We start from the raw sequence: 16,816 nt of genomic DNA, 5'->3' as shown, positions 1-16,816 counted from the left end.
GTGACAGACGGGACCGACGCGTTGATCGAGCTGGACGGGGTCGAGAAGGTCTTCGACGTACGCCGCCGGACGGGCCTGATGCGCCGGGAGAAACGGCAGGTCAGAGCCGTGGACGGGATCAGCTTCCAGGTGAAGCGCGGAGAGGTGGTCGGCTACATCGGGCCCAACGGGGCCGGCAAGTCGACCACGATCAAGATGCTGACCGGCATCCTCACCCCCAGCGGCGGCCGGCTGCGGGTCGCCGGCATCGACCCGGCGCGGGAGCGGATGCGCCTCGCGCACCGCATCGGGGTGGTGTTCGGGCAGCGCACGACGCTGTGGTGGGACCTGCCGCTGAAGGACTCGTACGGGCTGATGCGGCGGATGTACCGGATCCCGGCGGCGCGGTTCGCGGAGAACCTGGAGCGCTGCGTGGACCGGCTCGACCTGGCCGAGCTGCTCGACGTACCGGTACGGCAGCTCTCGCTGGGGCAGCGGATGCGCGGGGACATCGCGGCGGCCCTGCTGCACGACCCGGACGTGCTGTACCTGGACGAGCCGACGATCGGGCTCGACGTGGTGAGCAAGGCGAAGGTACGGGGCTTCCTGCGGCAGTTGAACGAGGAGCTCGGGACCACGGTGCTGCTGACCACGCACGACCTCCAGGACATCGAGCAGCTGTGCGAGCGGGTGATGGTGATCGACCACGGGCGGCTGATGTACGACGGGCCGCTGGGCGGGCTGCACACGGCGGGCGGGGCGGGTCGGAGCGAGCGGACGCTGGTGGTGGACCTGGAGCGGGAGCTCCCGCCGATCGAGGTGGCGGGGGCGCGGGTGGTGAAGGTGGAGGGGCCGCGGCAGTGGCTCGCGTTCCCGGCCCTGGCCTCGGCGGCCCCGCTGGTGGCGGCGGTGGCCGCGGAGTACCCGCTGCTGGACCTGTCGGTGCGGGAGCCGGACATCGAGGACGTGATCGCGCGGATGTACGCGGGACGGGGATGAGGCGGGTGGCGGGGACGAGGTACGGGGCGGGGATAAATCAGGGACAACCCTGAGCCGGAGGCGGGGTGAAGTCATACAACTCTCATGGATGACTGCATAGGCTGGTCCTCATGAGTGACGAGCGGCCTGAGAAGTCGTTGTCGGGGAATCCGTTGCCTGGGAGTCCGTCGCCGGGGAATCCCTTGCCGGAGTTGAGGGCGTCGGACGCCGACCGGGACCGGGTGGTGGAGCGGCTGCGGGACGCCGTCGCCGAGGGCCGGCTCGACATGGAGGAATTCGAGGAGCGGCTGGAGGCGACGTACAAGTCCCGTACGTACGCGGAGTTGGAGCCCCTGACCCGGGACCTGCCCGGGGCGAGCGTCGCGGCCCCGGTGGCATCCGCGCCGGTCGGCCTGACCAAGAACGTGCCCGCCGGGTCGGACTCCGCCTGGCCGGCCCGGATCGGCGGCGGCGGCCCGATCGGCGGCCCCGCCATGGCCGTCGCGGTCATGTCGGGCTTCCAGCGCAAGGGCAACTGGACCGTGCCCGCCCGGTTCCACGCGGTGGCGTTCTGGGGCGGCGGTGAGATCGACCTGCGCGAGGCGAACTTTGCGGAGCGCGAGGTCGTGATCAACTGCGTGGCCATCATGGGCGGCATCCAGATCACCGTGCCGCCGGGTGTGGAGGTCGACGTACGGGGCATCGGCATCATGGGTGGCTTCGACCGTCGCGACAACCCCGGGCCGCCGGACCCGGGGGCTCCGCGGGTGATCGTGACGGGCCTCGCCTTCTGGGGCGGGGTGGACATCAGGGTCAAGCCGCCGAAGAACGGGAAGTCGCTCGGGAAGTCGAAGCCGCGCAAGGAGCTGTAGGGGCGTAGCCCTCGTAGGGCTCGTAGAAGCTCGTGGGGCGGCGGCACGGCGCGCCGGGAACTCCCAGGGCGCCTCGGGAGTCGGATGCTATGCAGACAAAACCGGCGCCCGGGGGAAGGCAGGAGCACGTGGAGCAGGGCAGCAGTACGAAGAAGACGGCGACGGTGACGGCGCGAGGCGGCTTCGTCTTCAGCGAGGCGGACGAGGAGCGCCGCCGCGGGGTCCGGCAGATGAAGCGGATCGCCACCGGTCTGCTGGTCCTGGTGGCGCTGGTCTACGTGGCGGCGAAGTGGGCTCAGCACGCCGGTGCGGGCGGCTGGGCGGGCTACGTCGCGGCCGCGGCCGAGGCGGGCATGGTCGGCGCGCTCGCGGACTGGTTCGCCGTCACCGCGCTGTTCCGGCGCCCGCTGGGGCTGCCGATCCCGCACACCGCGATCATCCCGACCAAGAAGGACCAGCTCGGCGTCTCCCTCGGCGAATTCGTCGGGGAGAACTTCCTCTCCGCCGACGTGGTGCGTACGAGGCTGCACGCCCTCGGCATCGGCGGCCGGCTCGGTGCCTGGCTGGCCGAGCCCGCGCACGCGGACCGGGTCACGGCGGAGCTGGCCACCGCGCTGCGCGGCGCGCTGACGGTCCTGCGGGACTCCGATGTGCAGGCCGTCGTGGGCGAGGCGATCACGCGGCGCGCGGAGACGGCGGAGATCGCGCCGGGGATCGGCAAGACGCTGGAGAGGGTCGTCGCGGACGGCGGGCACCACCGGGCCGTGGACCTGCTCTGCTCCAAGGCGCACGACTGGCTGGTCACGCACGCCGACTCGGTGGAGGCGGCGGTCCAGGGCGGGGCGCCGGGATGGACCCCGAGGTTCGTGGACCGCAAGATCGGCGACCGGGTCTACAAGGAGCTGCTGCGCTTCGTCCAGGAGATGCGGGACATGCCGGAGCACCCGGCGCGGGGGGCGGTGGACCGTTTCCTCAAGGACTTCGCGGCCGACCTGCAGTCGGACACCGAGACCCGGGCCAAGGTCGAGCGCCTGAAGTCGGAGATCCTGGCGCGGGGCGAGGTGCAGGACGTGATCGCCTCCGCGTGGACCGCGGTCCGCTCGATGATCATCTCGGCGGCGGAGGACGAGCGCAGCGAGCTGCGGCTGCGCGTGCGGTCCTCGCTGATGGCGCTGGGGGCCCGGCTGGCCACGGACGGCCGGCTCCAGGACAAGGTGGAGGGCTGGATCGAGGGGGCGGTGGTGTACGTGGTCACCAACTACCGGACCGAGATCACCTCGCTGATCACGGACACGGTGGCGGGCTGGGACGCGGAGCACACCTCGCGCAAGATCGAGGCCCACATCGGCCGCGACCTCCAGTTCATCCGCATCAACGGCACGGTGGTCGGCGCGTTGGCGGGGCTGCTGATCTACAGCGTGTCGCGCGCGTTCGGGGCGTAGGCGGGGGCTTAGGCGCGGAGGCGCAGGCGGGGGCGGGCCGGGCTCAGCCCGGCCCGGCCCGCCCCCTCGGCTCCGCTCAGCCCCGGTCGGCGACGGCCCAGGACGCCGCGGCCACGACGGCCGCGGCCCCGAAGACGGCCGGCCACGCACCGACCTTCTTCGCCAGCGGGTGCGCCCCCGCGAATCCGGCGAGGTACAGCGCGCCGAGCCCGGCCGCGGCGGGGACCCCGCCGCTCTTGTGCCACTCCCGCCCGGCGGCGATTCCGGCGGCGCCCAGCACGACACCGCCGAGCGGCCGCTTCTTGGTCCACCGGGCGACGGCGTACCCGCCGACCAGACCGGCGGCCGCCACTACGGAACTCGGTACCCGTGCCATGCCCAACTCCTTCACGTCATCAGCCAGTACGCTCATCGACCCGCATGCTCATCAGGTCACACGTTCACATGCTCATCGGCTCGCAAGCTCGTTCTACGAGGCTAACGCGCCAACGCGCTAGCGCGAGGCCTTGACCGCCCGCCGGGCGCCCAGCGCCCCCAGCACGAGAACGGCACCGCCGATCACCACATTCGGAACCGCGTCCCGCACACCGGGCGGCAGTACCGCCACCACGCCCAGGACGAGAAGAAACGCGAGTCCGCACCCGCCGGCGACCCGAAGCAGTCTGTCCACGCGCTGCTCAACGCGGCCGCCCCGCCGCCGACACGGAGGGCGGGGAGGGGATTTGTCGCACACTCGCCGGATCCGTGCGATGTCTGCCCAGGGAACCTGATGGGCATAAATTCAATCTCCCACCCAAAGGGGCAAACCACCTCAGCCCCCGCGGCCCCCTCCGGTGCCCACCACCCCCCTATCAACATCAGGAGCAAGGACATCGTGATCTGCTACGGACAGGCCGTCCTCGACCTCGCGGACGAACTGGTCGACGCCTACGCCGAGACCTTCTCCGCCCCGCCGTGGAACGAAGACGAAGAAACCATTCGCCAGTTCGCCGCCCGCCTCCCGGCCGACGCCAGGCGCCGTGGATTCCGTACGGCCCTCGCCCAGTCCTCCACCGGCATCGACGGGTTCGCGACCGGCTGGATCACCCCGGCGGCCTTTCCGAAGAACCGCGCGTACGCCCAGGTCGCCGCGCAGCTCGGGACGGCCCGGGTGAAGGAGCTCCTCACCGGAGCCCTGGAGATAGACGAACTGGCCGTACGCCCCTACGCCCGCGGCCGCGGCACCGGCCGGGCCCTCCTCACCGAGATCACCACCGACGCCCCGGACCGCCGCGCCTGGCTGCTGACCTCCCGCCTCGCCAGGGAGACGGTGGCCACGTACCGCCGCCTGGGCTGGCACGAGGTCACGGCCCTGCCGGGCACGGAGACGGGCGTGATCGTCTTCCTGTCCCCGGAGCACCCGAACCGGGCGGCGTAGCCGGGCCCTCGGGATCCGCCGCCCCCATGGTCGCCCCAAGGGGGCATCCGCAAAACACGGCCGGCGCGGCGGGGCGTCCGAGCCCCCGGGGCGGGGCATACCGCGCCCATGAACCCCACCACACGCCCCACCCGCACCCCCCGGGCCACCCACCCCCGCCAAGCCACCCGAACCTCCCGCACCACGACACCCACGGGCGCCCCCACGACGCCCCTCACTCACCGACAGCTCAACCTCGCCACGCGCCACCAACTCACCACCACGGCAGGCATCCCGCCCGGCACGATCACCTCCCGCACCCGGCCCGGCGGGCCCTGGCAGCGCCTGCTGCCCCGGGTCTACCTCCTCCAGACCGGCCCCCCGGACAGGTGGTTCGCGGCGGGCATGGCGGCGTAAGAGGACGGCCGCCAGGGCGCGTTGGCGGTGGTCCGGGGGGCCCGTCTGGAGGAGGTAGAAGCGAGGGTCTACTGACTCCGCGAGAGAGTATCCCTGGAAGTCGACTCGACGGAGTACCACTACACCGTTCCTGGCGATGTCGGCCGCTAATGGCCGGATCGCTGTTTACCGGACTGGCCGGTTGTCTTCCCGAACGGTCTTGGGAGACGGGAACAGCGCGAGCTGGTCGTTTCGGTCCCGGCAGGTCTTGTCACCCGGGTGGGGTGTGCCTGTGGTCCTTGGCGGGCTCGCGGTTCCGCGTGCCCTCGGTACAGTGACGGTCTGGCCGGTAGCTCTCCGCGCGACGATCCTCTGGTCGTGTGCGGTCACACCTGGCCGACGCCGTGTCCCGTGTCCGAGGGCGCGTCTGCCGATCGCCACCGCGGCCGCGTGGTGGCCGGTGACGATCGTGGTCTTCGACTGCTGTTGAAGGGGTTGCTTCCAGTGCTGGGCGCCCCAGCGGCTGGTGTAGGCGGGGCCGACCGCGACGACGATGAGCCCGGCGTGGTGGGCCATTCCGGACAGCCGGTCGCGGAAGCGTGCGGTCGGCAAGCCCGCGACGGTGCGGCGGAACGTCTTGCCGCGCTTGCCGCGGCCCATCGTTTCGCGGCCGGTGGCGCGGGCGTCGGCGAAGCCGAGGTTCTCGATGGAGAAACCGGCGCAGTCGTAGAGTTTCGCGAGGTGGATGAGTTCGCTGATCGCCTGACGGAGGCGGCCGTCGCGCAGGGATGTCGGGCCAGTCAGTTCGGTGGGTACGGTGATTGGCTGGCCGACTGGGTTGCCGTGGACGTCTACGACGCAGGCGGCGAGGTGGCCTGCGTTGAGGTCCACGGCCATTAGCCGGACACCGCTGGCGGCCAGCTCGGCAGGGGTCGGCAGAGTCGCTGCCGGGGTGGACCACGAGGCGTCGAGGTACCAGCGCTCACGTTCGGGGGCGTACACGATGTCGTAGCGCACCGCCCGGTTGGCCGTGATCCGATCCGCCCATTCGCCTTGGCGGTGGTTGAAGGTGACGGTGCAGGTGAGCCGGTAGCGGCCGCGCGGTGCGTTGGCGAGGTGTCGGAGAGGTTCGGGCAGGACTATCGTGACCGTGCCGTCAGTGGGATCGACGGTGATCGTGTAGTTGCCGTGCGGCGCACCGGACTCCCCGTCAGCGGTGAGGAACATGCGCTGCGCGTCCCAGCGCTCCCGCCACTCGGCCTCGGTGAGATCGGCGTCGGCAAGGTTGTTCCGGGTCTTGGCGAGCCTTCGGCCGCCGATGACGATCGCCGGATGTCCGGCCTCGATGCGCCGCTCGACATCGGCCAGGCGTGCGGTGAGCGCACACACTCGACGCTGCTTCTGTGCTCGTTCAGCCTGGTTCGGATAGCCGCGCACGCCAGCCACACATCGACCGCAGGGCACCGCCAGACGCTTGCTGATCTTCGTGATGCTGCGGCGTAGGGACGCCCGCTCGTCGGAAAGGCAACGCATGGAGAGCTGGTATTGGTCCTCGGACGCACGGGTGATGGCACCTGCCCACCGGGACGACGACACCTGCGTCAGCGCGCGTTTCCGCTCCGCCCGCCGGTTCTCCCTGACGGCTGCGTTCCCGATTCGCACGCGTTCCGCCAGATCGGCACGGGCGTACCCGCCGAGAAGCTCGCCAACCATCCATAAGATCTCGGCATCACGGATGGATAGGCGCAGGCGATCTCTGATACGTGCACCCGCGGGCGCCGACACAATGAATGGACCAGTCAGCATGCGCAGCGGACGCTGACGCTTCCCCCCACCGCGTGTCACCATTCACCCCCATTTTGTGCGTCGTGACTACAGTCCTGACGGCCCCCAATCACATTGACCTGTCCGGCCCAGACCACGTGCCCACAGCCCTCCTCGTTCACCCGTACGAGGTACACGATGGCCAACCACGGCCAATAGGTGAACAAACCAGGTTCTACGCCACTTCATGTGCAGGTTTACGTCCATGGGCTCATAGAGATCGTTCATGTGTCGCCCAACTCGTACGGGGTTGCTTGACGGAGCCGCCCTCACGCCGGGGGCCTACCGCCGCACGCGTTGGCATCGCTCAGACACGAACGGCCGGAGAACCAATGTTGCGTGCATCGGGTGCTGTCGCTGTGATTCCGTTGCGGGGGCTGTGCGGCGTCAGTATCGTTTCGGTCAACGCGTCGACGGAGACGAGTAGCTACGGATCATGCGAGTAGAGAGAGCCGCCGGTAGCTGTGAAGGCGGACTCGCACCCGTGGTGAAGACCCTCCCGAGCGCGGGGAGGAAAGGCCCTCGGGCCCAATGCCCCGCCGGTTTGCCCCCGTCATCGGGCTGAATGAGGCCGCCGCTGTCTGGCGGTGGCAAAGGCGTGGTGGCACCGCGAGTACCCTTCTCGCCCACGCTTCCAAGGGATCATGACGACGCCCCTGGAGGGCTGCGATGATCCACACGACTAGCCGCGTACTGGCTTCTGACCTACGCGCACACCTCGACCAGACCGTCACCGTCTCCGGCTGGGTGAACGCGCTCCGGCTGCAGCGCAAGATGCAGTTCGTCATCCTGCGGGACCACTCCGGCATGGCCCAGGTGACCCACAAGCGCGACGGCGGCCCGCTCGAAGCCGTCATCGAATCGCTCACCCCCGAGTCCGCCGTCCGGATCACCGGCCGCGTCGTAGAGGCGGCCCAGGTCAACCTGGGTGGCCTGGAGATCGTCCCCGAGACGATCGAGGTGCTGAACCGGGCGGAGACGCCACTGCCGATCGACGAGCACACCGGCCCCGAGCACCGGCTCGACTGGCGGTTCCTCGACGTACGCAAGCGGGCCACCGCGCAGATGGTGTTCGCCGCGCAGACGACCCTGGAGCAGGGGCTGCGCGAGTACGCCATGCAGAACGGCTGCACCGAGATGCACACGCCGAAGCTGATGGGCACTGCCTCGGAGTCCGGCGCGGAGGTGTTCAAGCTCGGGTACTTCGACCGGTCGGCCTACCTCGCGCAGTCTCCACAGTTCTACAAGCAGATGGCCGTGGCCGCCGGCATCGACCGGGTCTTCGAGATCGGGCCTGTCTTCCGCGCCGAGCCGTCGTACACCTCCCGGCACGCGACCGAGTTCACCGGCGTGGACATCGAGCTGTCGTGGATCGACGACGTCGAGGACGTGATGGCCTTCGAGGAGCGGATGCTCGCCCACGCCATCGCGAAGGTCGCCGAGATCCACGGTGAGGCGATCCAGGAGATCTTCGGGATCGAGGTCGTCGTGCCGGAGGCTCCGTTCCCCAGGATCACGATGGCCGAGGCACAGGAGATCCTGCGGGCCAGCGGCTGGGACCCCGAAGGCGTCAAGGAGGATCTGGACCCGGAAGGTGAGCGCACCATCGCCGCCCACATGAAGGAGCTCACCGGCCACGAGTTCGTGTTCATCACGCACTACCCGGCCAGCATCCGGCCCTTCTACCACATGCGTCCGGCGGACCGGCCGGACCTGACGCTCAGCTTCGACCTGCTCTGGAAGGGCCTGGAGATCACCACCGGGGCCCAGCGTGAGCACCGCTCCGACGTGCTGCTCAAGCAGGCGGAGGAGAAGAGCATGGACACCGAGCCGATGCAGGACTACATGAACATCTTCCGGTTCGGGTGCCCGCCCCACGGCGGCCTCGGTGCCGGCCTGGGGCGGATCCTGATGGTCATGCTCGGCTTGGACTCGATCCGCGAGGCAGCGTTCCTCTTCCGGGGACCGAACCGCCTCACCCCCTGAGCCAGGGGTAGACGCTCCACTGCCCCACCGCCTGTCTGGCGGTGGGGCAGCTGGGGCTCGCTCAATACCGGGTGTGGCCGAGGTCGAAGGTCCACGCCTCGGCGGGGTTCTTGTCCCAGTGGTCGCGCAGGGCCAGCTCGCGGTCGGCGTATCGGCCGCGGTGGGACAGGCCCCCGTGGGAGAGGGTGACGCTGAGCGCGAGTGGCGATTCGGTGGTGACCCAGTGCGGGGTCAGGGCGTGGCTCCACAGCTGGTCGCCGGGCTGCATCGTCACCGACTGCCGCTGCGCCTCGTCGTGCGGTGGGGGATCTTCGGCGGTGGTCTCACCGAGGACCGCGGCTTCGGGGGACAGGTGCTTGTCGGGGTTGTGGTAGCTGTGGAAGGTCTTGATCCCTTGGACCTGCCACACCAGACCGTGCGAGTTGTCGTTGTGGTAGGTCGAGGCCGCCCCCTCGGTGGACAGGAAGAGGATGGGCGCGCACCGCTGCCACGTGAATCCCTGCGACGACAGGTGAGTGCGCCAGGGCACCATGACCTCGTCCTGGAAGCCGGCCAGGATCTCGCTGTAGAGCCGGGTCAGGTTGAAGTGCACCAGACGGAACGGCCACGTGGCGATCTCCTCGACCGGGGCCGTCCGGAACGCGGCCGTGCGCTCCATGCGCACCGCCCAGTCATCCTCGCCGAGGACCGTGAACCGCACCTCCTCGTCCCGGCGGACGTGGTCGAGGATGTCGATCGCCGGTAGGAACAGGTAGTCGAACGGGACCTGCATGCGGAAGTTCGGCGGCTGCCTCCAGTGGCTGTTGAAGTCGTTGGGATCGGTGACGGAGACCGACGGTTGCACGTGGACCCCCAAGGTCAGGCCGCCGCGCAGTCGCGGGACGCGGGCCGGCAGATGGCGGCGCAGTCGGGCCCGACGCGGTCCGTGGCCGGCGCGTCGAGGAAGGCTCGGATCTCGGTACGTGGGGCGTGGACACTGACCTCGGATGCTCCGTAGGGGCAGTGCCGCACCTCACCGTCGGCCGACATGTAGAGGGTGGCCGATCGACAGGGGTGGCTCTCCTCCTTGGACAGCTGTAGCTGCCGCAGGTCGTCGAGGTAGGACCGGTATCCGTTGGACAGGCGGAAGTACTGGTCGAGTGCCGCCGTGTCGCGCGCCCTCTGCATCAGGGAGTCCTGGAGTGATCGGCTGTCCCGGCGCAGGGCGCTTTCGGAGAGGAGGACGGGGCTCAACTGGATGTCGATCCCCGTTCCCGCTACGAGGTCGGCGAGCTGGGCGGCTTCCTCGTCGTCCACATCCCAGTAGGTGAGGTGAAGGACCTTCGAGGGGGTGTCGACGGCGTCCAGCGTCGCGACAGCCGAGGCCGCCGTCCGTGTGGTGCGGCCAAGCGTCATTGCGCCCTGCGAGTCCGCGGAGACGGTCACGTTGGTCAGAAGGCGACCGACCTCCGCGAGGGCAGCGACCTCAGCCTGGGAGCGGGCCGAGGTCACCATGGACACCGTCATGCCGAACTGGAGGGCCAGGCGGACGAGCTGCCGGAGCTCTGGGTGGTGGGTCGGCTCACCGCCCGTGAGGCACACGCCCTCGACCCCGGTCTCCTTCAGCCGCGACAGGGCACGCGTGTACGTCGCGGTGGTGAGGAAGCCGCGGGCGCGGTCGGCCCGGAAGCAGAAACTGCACGCGACCTCGCAGTGCCCCGCCGTCGAGATCAGCGCCGTACGGACCGGGGTGCTCATTGCACCCCCGTGTTGTCCCATACCGCGATGGCCACGGTGTTGGTGTAGAAGGCGCACATCTGCGGGTCGGGGGTGCTGCCGCCGATGAGGGCCTGCTCGTTGCGGGACGGGCCGCCACAGATGGCCAGCGCCGGGCAGTCGCCGCACGCGGGGATCGGCGCGACCTTCTTCGTCGCCCTTGTGAGGCGGCTGGGGTCCGACCGCAGCTCGTCGAGTGTGTGGAGGAACTCGGGCTCGGTGAAGTTGATGTCGCACACGCTGACCCGGTTGCCGGGTAACAGGGCGGCGTTGAGGCTGCGGTCGCCCTGCATGTGGTCGAACAGCATCGGCCGACGGGTGTCGAGGGCCTGGAAGGCCCGGTCAAGGACGGAGAAGAGCATCCCGCCCTTCCCGAGCGCGGTCAGGCGGGCCTCGTAGAGCTCCCGGGCCAGGTCCGCGCCGTTCACCCGCCACTCGCCCCCGGTGGGGATGGGCGTGTTGACGTAGATGAACTTGAGGCCGAGGTCGTCGATGATCCACTGCACGCTCTCGGCGAGGCGTCCGATGTTCGACGCCGTCGGGGTGAGGTTGCAGCCGACGTGCAGGCCCTTCGCCTCGACCAGGCGCCGGACGTTGCGGCGGATGCGGTCGTCGGCGGGCTGGCCGCCGAGGAGCAGCCGGTTCGCTGAGTTGATCCCCGGAGGGCCGTCGATGGAGATGCCCACCCCGTACTCGCGCTGTACGAAGTGGTCGAGGGCCTCGTCCGTCAGGCGGGCGCCGTTGGTGACGACCGTGCGCCGGACCCGCTCGACGCCGTAGCGGGCGGCGAGGGTGTCGGCGAGTTCGTCGCCGTACTGCATGAGGTCGAAGCGGATGGTCGGCTCGCCGCCGAACCACTGGATCGAGACCTCCTCCTGCCCCGCGTTCTGCTCGAACAGGAACTCAAGGCCGGCGGCGAGCTCCTGCTCCGTCATATCCGGCTTGCCGCTGTTGGTGTCGACGAAGCAGTACGTGCAGGCCATGTTGCAGCGGTCGGTGAGCACCACCCGAAGGCCGCTGATCCTGCGCGGCGTCGGGTCGATGCCCAGGGTGTGGAGGCGGTGGTGGAGTGCTTCACGGCGGTCGGCCGCGGGGCCGTCCTTCGTGAAGCCGAGCCCGGCGAGGGCTAAGTGGGTCGCGGTCGGGGGGACCCCGGCGAGGTCAGAGACCTCGCCGGAGTCGAGAAGCACACTCTCCAGCGTGACCGGGTCGAGGAGGACAGCCTCGCCGTCCCGGTCGTACTGGAAGTATTTCCCCCACAGCAGCTGGGGAGCGGCCACTGGGTCAGGCCGCCGATTCCTCTTCGGCGATGCCCAGCTCGGCCATGACGGCGCGGACCTTGTCCTCGGCGTCGGCCTGGAGCCGGGCGGAGGCCGCGGGGGAACCGCCGTCGGAGAGGACGATCACACCGGGGAGCGTCGGGTTCGGCGCGATGACCGTGAGACCGGCCGGCTCGGTGCTGATGACCATGACCGCGCCCTCCAGGCTGACCCAGTCGGTGCGGTCCTTCAGGGCTTCCAGGATGCGGCCCTGCTTGTCGCGGAAGGAAGCACGCTCACCCATCCACACGCCCGCCTTGGACTTGGAGTCCACGACGTCCGCGTAGATGAGGTGGTTCTGCTTCTCTTTCCTGGGCTTCGGCATAGCTGATCTCCTTGGTGGAAGGGTGACTGCCCGGGACGGGCAGCTTGGATCCGCTCTGGTGCCGCCGGTCTGGTGCCGTGTGGCACCTCGCCGGTTTCGTGCATGGCGCCCGGGGCGCCGTTCCCCACCGGTGCCGACCGCTTGATCAGCACCGGTCGGGAAGCCTGTTCAGCCCTTCGTGCGGCTGGTCTGTGCCGAGTGGGTGATCGGCTGGAGGAGCTGGAGAGTGTCCGGATCGGCGGTCCATTCCCGACCCGAGTGGTCCAGCGGGCGCATGTGGGCCACCTTCCTGGCCGGCCTATCGGTGAGTTTCGATACGTAGATCAGGACTGCACCCACGGTTCCGCGACGTCCGCTGGCGGGGTGGGCGACGTCCTGGCCGAGGAGCCGGTGCCCGGTGTCCTCCGTGACCCAGACATTCGCCTCCCCAGCCGTGCTCATTGGGCTCCGCCGAGGCCGAGGAAGGCGTCGAACTGGGCGGAGCTCCAGGTGGAGGGATCGCCGTTCCTGCTACGGAACGCCTCGGCGGCCCTGGGCAGACCGCGGCGCTCCGACGGGGTGCTGGCGTCCGTCTCCAGGTACGGGGACACGACGGCCTCGTAGCGGGTGTTGCTCGCGCCGGGGGTTCGTCGGGGAAGCCGGGGGCTGCTCACGTCCCACTCCCTTTCGCCGGGGGTCTTCGAGGTGGCGTAAGAGTCCCTCTGGTGCGGGTGTCACGACCACGATGCGGTTGGTGTCATCTGGTGCTCGCCAGGGTGATCGGGGTGTCATGGAGGTGGCACCGCGATGTCATCTGCACGGATTTCATTGCGCAGCAGGGGTGTTGGCCAGTAGGCACGAAGTGGAACGGGGCGCGATGTGGCCCGTCTCCTGACCTTGAGGGAGCGACCGATGGGCGATCCGGCGACGCTGCTGCGCGTGTTAGTCCAGCAACGGCATTGGCGTTACAGGGACTTCGTCACGGCGTTCGAGCGTGCGGCCTCACAGGCCGACGTGCGGGGCATGTCGGTCTCGGAGGCACAGTTCCGGCGGTGGACGTCGGGCCGGATCAAAACCATGCCCGGACCGGACACGTGCCGGGTACTGGAGCAGCTCTTCGACGTGGAGGCCACGTCACTGTTCGGGCCGCCGCCCGCACTGTCGACCTCGACCTCGGTGGCTCCCACTGCGTACGACCTCGAAAGTGAAATCGCCATGACCGCACGTGACGCCGCTGATGAGGCGGGGGCTGCCGCCGCGCAGTCCGTATCCGACACGACCATCGACCAGCTCCGTGACGACGCCCTGTTTCTCGCCCGCGCGTACGGCACCGTGAGCGCCTTCGACGTGTTCCGGCGGGCGAAGGTCCTACGCTCGGAGGCGGAGCACCAACGCGGACTCACCAAGGTGCCCGTGCAGCAGCAGGACCTGCTGATAGTGGCGGGACAGGCGTGCGCGCTGCTGTCGACCGCCGCGTTCGACCTCGGCGCCCTGGACGACTCGGCACGCCTCGCCCGATCGGCGGCCCTCTACGGGGAGATGGCGCGCTTCGATCCTCTACGGGCCTACGCCACCGGGTCCTTGGCAATCTGCGCCTATTTCACGGGCCGACCTTCGGAGGCCATACGGCATGCGCGGACCGCCCTGGCCTACGCCGGTCTGGGCGACACGGCCAGGCGGCGGCTGCTGTCCATCGAAGCCCGCGCCCACGGGCACCTCGGGGACCGCGAGCGGGCCACCCGCGCGCTCATCGCGTCCACGCGGCAGGACAGCGGCGAGCGGGACGCCCTGCACGATGACGTCGGCGGTGAGTTCGCCTTCAACGAGGAGCGACTGCTGATGTCCAACGGCACTACCGCCCTGCTCGTCGGCGACGGGGCAGGGGCGGAGGTGACGGCGCAACGGGCGCTGGATCTGGTCGCATCCCGGCCGTCGGCCCGGCAGTCGGTACCGGTACGCGGCAAGGCCGCAGCCGACCTCGCCGCCGCGCAGCTGCTCCGGGGCGACCTGGACGCGGCGGCAGCGACGCTGGAGACGGTGTGGGCGATCCCGGCGGAACAGCGTGTGGCGGGGCTGCTGGAGCGCACCGGCGGTTTGCGCCGAGCTCTGACGGCCCCCTCGTTCAGGGAGACGCGGGTGGCTGTCACGCTCGGCGAACAGATCGAGGAATTCGGGCGCCTCTCGGCGCCGAGGCAGCTGGGTACGGGAAGTGGGCTCCTCGCCATCGAGCCTTGACCCCGCCCCCATGCCTACGGGTGACCAAGGGCGGCGAGGATCCGGGCTTCCTTGGCCGGGTCCACGCCGTGTTCGGCCCACCGCGGGTGTTCGACCGGTCGGCCGTCTGCCTGCATCCACGCCCAGGTGTCGGCAATGGTGTCGGCGAGCGGACGGCAGCGAAGCCCGGCCGTCACGGCGCGGGAGGCGCCGACTGACCACACCCCGGAGTGGGTGCGCCACAGCGGAAGCTCCGTCCATTGCTTGACGCCGTGCGCGGTGAGTTCTGCCGCATCGGCCCACGCTGGGCTGCCGGTGCTATCGGTGACGGCCAGGCACGTGGCAATGAAGTCGCCCCAGCTGATGCCCTCGGGGTGGGCGATGTTGAACGCCTGTCCCGGGCCATCGGTGCTGGCGGCCTGATCGACTGCGAAGGCAGCGACGTCCCGCACATCCACGGGCTGGATCACCTGGGCGGCTGGCGCCGGCACGACGATCGGGCCGCCACGCTGGGCACGGGTGAGCCACCATGGCAGGCGGCCGACGTACTCACCAGGCCCCAAGATCACCCCGGGCCGCAGGAACGCCACGTCGTCTCCGAAGGCGGAGCGCACGGCAGCTTCTCCCCCTGCCTTCTGGAACCCGTACTTCGTCGGGCTGCCGTCGCCACCGGTATGCCCGAACGCTTCATCGGCGTCCGGCGGGCACTCCAGCAGCGGGGAGTCTTCGGTGAGCGGGTGATGGGGCCACTCCTCGTAGACGGACACCGTGGAGATATGCACCCACTGAGCGGCGACCGGGCGCAGGGCATCGGCGGCGAGCAGTACATCACGGGGAGGGAACTCGCTGCTGGAGGTGTCGATCACGGCATCCCACGGTCCGTGTGAGGCGAGCCGTTTCAAGTCCTCGGAGCTGGTCCGGTCACCCCGGACGGTGTCGGCGCCCTCGACCGCACCGGAGCGGCCCCGGTTGAACGCCGTCACGTCCCACCCGCGCCGGAGGGCGTCTTCAACGATCGCCCGACCCAGGAACCAGGTACCGCCCATCACCAAAATCCGCATAAGACCGACCCTGCCACGAAGCACCATGCGGGCACCATCCCAGCCTGATGACGAGCGGGTGACCCCACGAAGTGCCTGGCGATCTTCCAGGGCTTTCTCTGCGGCTGCGGACTGCGGCTATGGCTACTGGTTCCCCAGCCCATCGATGAAGGCGCGCCAAGCCGCATCCCCGAAGGAAACGGTTCCCCGGGTCGGTCGCTTGGAGTCACGCAGAGCGGTCGAGTCAGCGAGGAATGCTGCCTCGACACACTCGCTGTGCTCGGCTCCGCTGTAGGAGGACTTGAACCAGACGGCGCTGCCTATGGCCGGGGAATCGGGATGCATTACAACTCCTCGTGGACGCGTTCGATCAGGGCTGATGATGCAGCCATGTCCAACGCTTGTGCGCGGAGGTAATCGAAAGCAAGCCGGTAACGGTCCAGCTCTTCGTCCTGCTCCATGAACAGCGAGCCGACGTGAGTGTCCAGGTACACGACATCCAAGGACGGCTCCGGGCCGCCGATGATCACGAAACTGCCCATGGCGGCAGAGTGCGCTCCCCTAGCGAAGGGCAGTACCTGCAAGGTGATGTGCCGAGATTCGTTGGCCTCAAGGAGGCGTTCCAGCTGAGCTCGCATCACCTGCCGCGATCCCACGACCCGACGGATCACCGACTCGTCGAGGATGGCCCAGACGTGCGGAGGCCTGGGGCGGTCGAGGATCTCCTGCCTCCTCATCCGGATATCGACGAGCCGCTCGATCTCCTCGGGCGGCAGCCTCATCTCCGAGGCGTACTGGACGGCCTCTGTGTAGGCGCGTGTCTGGAGAAGCCCGGGAATGTAGAGGCAGTTGAAGTGGTCCTCCCTCACGGCCTCGTCCTCCAGGGTGAGCAGCAGATTCATGCTCTCCGGAATCGAGTCGGCGATGGAGTTCCACCATCCTTGCCGCTTCACGCCCTTCGCGAGCTCTACGACGGCCTTCCGCTCGGCATCCGTGGCCCGGTATTCACGGCACAACGCCTCCACGATGGGCCACTTGATCGGCCCCTCCTGGGTTTCGTACCGGCTGACGGTGGCCTTTGATACGCCGACGAGGCTGCCGGCCTCCTCCAGAGTCATGCCGGCGCGGGCACGCAGCTTGCGCATGGTCGCCCCGAGCTGTCGGCGCCGGGTGGTCGCTCTGGCTGACATGGGTGCCGTCTCCCGAGATGCTCTTCTGCTGCCGGAGTGGAGGCAACAAGGTTATGTGCGACGGGCGTTGTGTCGTCGGGGATTCACCCGGACGATTCTCGTGAGAAGTTACATCGTGAGA

The 16,816-nt window shown here is 69.4% G+C and carries 18 protein-coding genes and 1 pseudogene; 7 read left to right on the top strand and 12 right to left on the bottom strand.

Annotation, left to right across the window (positions count from 1 at the left end):
• The 3 genes and pseudogenes from OHU74_RS13085 to OHU74_RS13075 all read left to right on the top strand — a co-directional run bounded on the left by OHU74_RS13085 (nt 1) and on the right by OHU74_RS13075 (nt 3,271).
• Nucleotides 1-978, top strand: a complete 978-nt coding sequence (locus tag OHU74_RS13085) for an ATP-binding cassette domain-containing protein (protein ID WP_371616057.1) — start codon at nt 1-3, stop codon at nt 976-978.
• Between the two features lie 110 nt (nt 979-1,088).
• Nucleotides 1,089-1,823: pseudogene (locus OHU74_RS13080) on the top strand (DUF1707 domain-containing protein); the annotation flags it as partial.
• Between the two features lie 95 nt (nt 1,824-1,918).
• Nucleotides 1,919-3,271, top strand: a complete 1,353-nt coding sequence (locus tag OHU74_RS13075) for a DUF445 domain-containing protein (RefSeq protein ID WP_371616056.1) — start codon at nt 1,919-1,921, stop codon at nt 3,269-3,271.
• Nucleotides 3,272-3,347: 76 nt separating this feature from the next.
• On the opposite strand, the gene OHU74_RS13070 is transcribed toward OHU74_RS13075, so the two are convergent.
• Both OHU74_RS13070 and OHU74_RS13065 read right to left on the bottom strand, forming a co-directional pair.
• On the bottom strand, nt 3,348-3,647 hold the full coding sequence (locus OHU74_RS13070) for a hypothetical protein (protein WP_371616055.1): 300 nt from the start codon (nt 3,645-3,647) through the stop codon (nt 3,348-3,350).
• Nucleotides 3,648-3,764: 117 nt separating this feature from the next.
• Nucleotides 3,765-3,941, bottom strand: coding sequence for a hypothetical protein (locus OHU74_RS13065; protein ID WP_371616054.1), 177 nt, complete (start codon nt 3,939-3,941; stop codon nt 3,765-3,767).
• A 204-nt stretch (nt 3,942-4,145) separates the two neighbouring features.
• Between OHU74_RS13065 and OHU74_RS13060 the strand changes: the two genes are divergently transcribed.
• Both OHU74_RS13060 and OHU74_RS13055 read left to right on the top strand, forming a co-directional pair.
• Nucleotides 4,146-4,688, top strand: coding sequence for a GNAT family N-acetyltransferase (locus OHU74_RS13060; protein WP_330296567.1), 543 nt, complete (start codon nt 4,146-4,148; stop codon nt 4,686-4,688).
• 108 nt (nt 4,689-4,796) lie between these two features.
• Nucleotides 4,797-5,084, top strand: a complete 288-nt coding sequence (locus OHU74_RS13055) for a hypothetical protein (RefSeq protein WP_371616053.1) — start codon at nt 4,797-4,799, stop codon at nt 5,082-5,084.
• A gap of 165 nt (nt 5,085-5,249) precedes the next feature.
• On the opposite strand, the gene OHU74_RS13050 is transcribed toward OHU74_RS13055, so the two are convergent.
• A complete protein-coding gene (locus OHU74_RS13050) occupies nt 5,250-6,869 on the bottom strand; it encodes a hypothetical protein (protein ID WP_371616052.1) in 1,620 nt (539 codons plus the stop codon).
• 687 nt (nt 6,870-7,556) lie between these two features.
• On the opposite strand from OHU74_RS13050, the gene aspS reads away from it, so the two are divergent.
• A complete protein-coding gene (aspS, locus tag OHU74_RS13045; RefSeq protein WP_371616051.1) occupies nt 7,557-8,873 on the top strand; it encodes an aspartate--tRNA(Asn) ligase in 1,317 nt (438 codons plus the stop codon).
• Nucleotides 8,874-8,934: 61 nt separating this feature from the next.
• Here aspS and OHU74_RS13040 read toward each other — a convergent pair whose 3' ends face one another.
• The 6 genes from OHU74_RS13040 to OHU74_RS13015 form a co-directional block, all read right to left on the bottom strand.
• Nucleotides 8,935-9,717, bottom strand: coding sequence for a hypothetical protein (locus OHU74_RS13040; protein ID WP_371616050.1), 783 nt, complete (start codon nt 9,715-9,717; stop codon nt 8,935-8,937).
• Nucleotides 9,718-9,731: 14 nt separating this feature from the next.
• Nucleotides 9,732-10,610 carry a radical SAM protein gene (locus tag OHU74_RS13035; RefSeq protein ID WP_371616049.1) on the bottom strand — a complete coding sequence of 293 codons (879 nt, stop codon included), beginning with the start codon at nt 10,608-10,610 and terminating at the stop codon, nt 9,732-9,734.
• Entirely contained in the window at nt 10,607-11,908 is a 1,302-nt protein-coding gene (locus OHU74_RS13030) for a radical SAM protein (RefSeq protein WP_371616048.1), read from the bottom strand. Before OHU74_RS13030 ends, OHU74_RS13035 begins: the two co-directional genes overlap by 4 nt.
• Nucleotides 11,909-11,912: 4 nt before the next feature.
• Nucleotides 11,913-12,272: a hypothetical protein gene (locus tag OHU74_RS13025; protein WP_371616047.1), complete on the bottom strand. Its 360-nt coding sequence runs from the start codon at nt 12,270-12,272 to the stop codon at nt 11,913-11,915.
• Nucleotides 12,273-12,440: 168 nt separating this feature from the next.
• The gene (locus OHU74_RS13020) at nt 12,441-12,713 is read right to left on the bottom strand and encodes a hypothetical protein (protein WP_371616046.1); all 273 of its coding nucleotides are present in this window, start codon (nt 12,711-12,713) and stop codon (nt 12,441-12,443) included.
• Nucleotides 12,710-12,925, bottom strand: coding sequence for a hypothetical protein (locus tag OHU74_RS13015; protein WP_371616045.1), 216 nt, complete (start codon nt 12,923-12,925; stop codon nt 12,710-12,712). Before OHU74_RS13015 ends, OHU74_RS13020 begins: the two co-directional genes overlap by 4 nt.
• A 238-nt stretch (nt 12,926-13,163) precedes the next feature.
• On the opposite strand from OHU74_RS13015, the gene OHU74_RS13010 reads away from it, so the two are divergent.
• Complete coding sequence (locus OHU74_RS13010) at nt 13,164-14,486, top strand: DNA-binding protein (RefSeq protein ID WP_371616044.1); 1,323 nt, start codon at nt 13,164-13,166, stop codon at nt 14,484-14,486.
• A 14-nt stretch (nt 14,487-14,500) separates the two neighbouring features.
• Here OHU74_RS13010 and OHU74_RS13005 read toward each other — a convergent pair whose 3' ends face one another.
• The 3 genes from OHU74_RS13005 to OHU74_RS12995 all read right to left on the bottom strand — a co-directional run bounded on the left by OHU74_RS13005 (nt 14,501) and on the right by OHU74_RS12995 (nt 16,695).
• The gene (locus tag OHU74_RS13005) at nt 14,501-15,526 is read right to left on the bottom strand and encodes an NAD-dependent epimerase/dehydratase family protein (RefSeq protein ID WP_371616043.1); all 1,026 of its coding nucleotides are present in this window, start codon (nt 15,524-15,526) and stop codon (nt 14,501-14,503) included.
• Nucleotides 15,527-15,649: 123 nt separating this feature from the next.
• Nucleotides 15,650-15,850, bottom strand: a complete 201-nt coding sequence (locus OHU74_RS13000; RefSeq protein WP_371616042.1) for a DUF397 domain-containing protein — start codon at nt 15,848-15,850, stop codon at nt 15,650-15,652.
• A complete protein-coding gene (locus OHU74_RS12995; protein ID WP_371616041.1) occupies nt 15,850-16,695 on the bottom strand; it encodes a helix-turn-helix domain-containing protein in 846 nt (281 codons plus the stop codon). Before OHU74_RS12995 ends, OHU74_RS13000 begins: the two co-directional genes overlap by 1 nt.
• Between the last annotated feature and the right edge of the window lie 121 nt (nt 16,696-16,816).

It is taken from the genome of Streptomyces sp. NBC_00454, assembly GCF_041434015.1.
GTDB lineage: Bacteria > Actinomycetota > Actinomycetes > Streptomycetales > Streptomycetaceae > Streptomyces.
This window is presented reverse-complemented; position numbering and strand designations above follow the sequence as displayed.

Bases quoted from the DNA above. Each gene is read 5' to 3' on its own strand.
- OHU74_RS13075 (WP_371616056.1), top strand. From the start codon at position 1,919: ATGCAGACAAAACCGGCGCCCGGGGGAAGGCAGGAGCACGTGGAGCAG.
- OHU74_RS13070 (WP_371616055.1), bottom strand. From the start codon at position 3,647: ATGGCACGGGTACCGAGTTCCGTAGTGGCGGCCGCCGGTCTGGTCGGC.
- OHU74_RS13055 (WP_371616053.1), top strand. From the start codon at position 4,797: ATGAACCCCACCACACGCCCCACCCGCACCCCCCGGGCCACCCACCCC.
- OHU74_RS13050 (WP_371616052.1), bottom strand. From the start codon at position 6,869: ATGCTGACTGGTCCATTCATTGTGTCGGCGCCCGCGGGTGCACGTATC.
- aspS (WP_371616051.1), top strand. From the start codon at position 7,557: ATGATCCACACGACTAGCCGCGTACTGGCTTCTGACCTACGCGCACAC.
- OHU74_RS13035 (WP_371616049.1), bottom strand. From the start codon at position 10,610: ATGAGCACCCCGGTCCGTACGGCGCTGATCTCGACGGCGGGGCACTGC.
- OHU74_RS13025 (WP_371616047.1), bottom strand. From the start codon at position 12,272: ATGCCGAAGCCCAGGAAAGAGAAGCAGAACCACCTCATCTACGCGGAC.
- OHU74_RS13020 (WP_371616046.1), bottom strand. From the start codon at position 12,713: ATGAGCACGGCTGGGGAGGCGAATGTCTGGGTCACGGAGGACACCGGG.
- OHU74_RS13010 (WP_371616044.1), top strand. From the start codon at position 13,164: ATGGGCGATCCGGCGACGCTGCTGCGCGTGTTAGTCCAGCAACGGCAT.
- OHU74_RS13005 (WP_371616043.1), bottom strand. From the start codon at position 15,526: ATGCGGATTTTGGTGATGGGCGGTACCTGGTTCCTGGGTCGGGCGATC.
- OHU74_RS13000 (WP_371616042.1), bottom strand. From the start codon at position 15,850: ATGCATCCCGATTCCCCGGCCATAGGCAGCGCCGTCTGGTTCAAGTCC.
- OHU74_RS12995 (WP_371616041.1), bottom strand. From the start codon at position 16,695: ATGTCAGCCAGAGCGACCACCCGGCGCCGACAGCTCGGGGCGACCATG.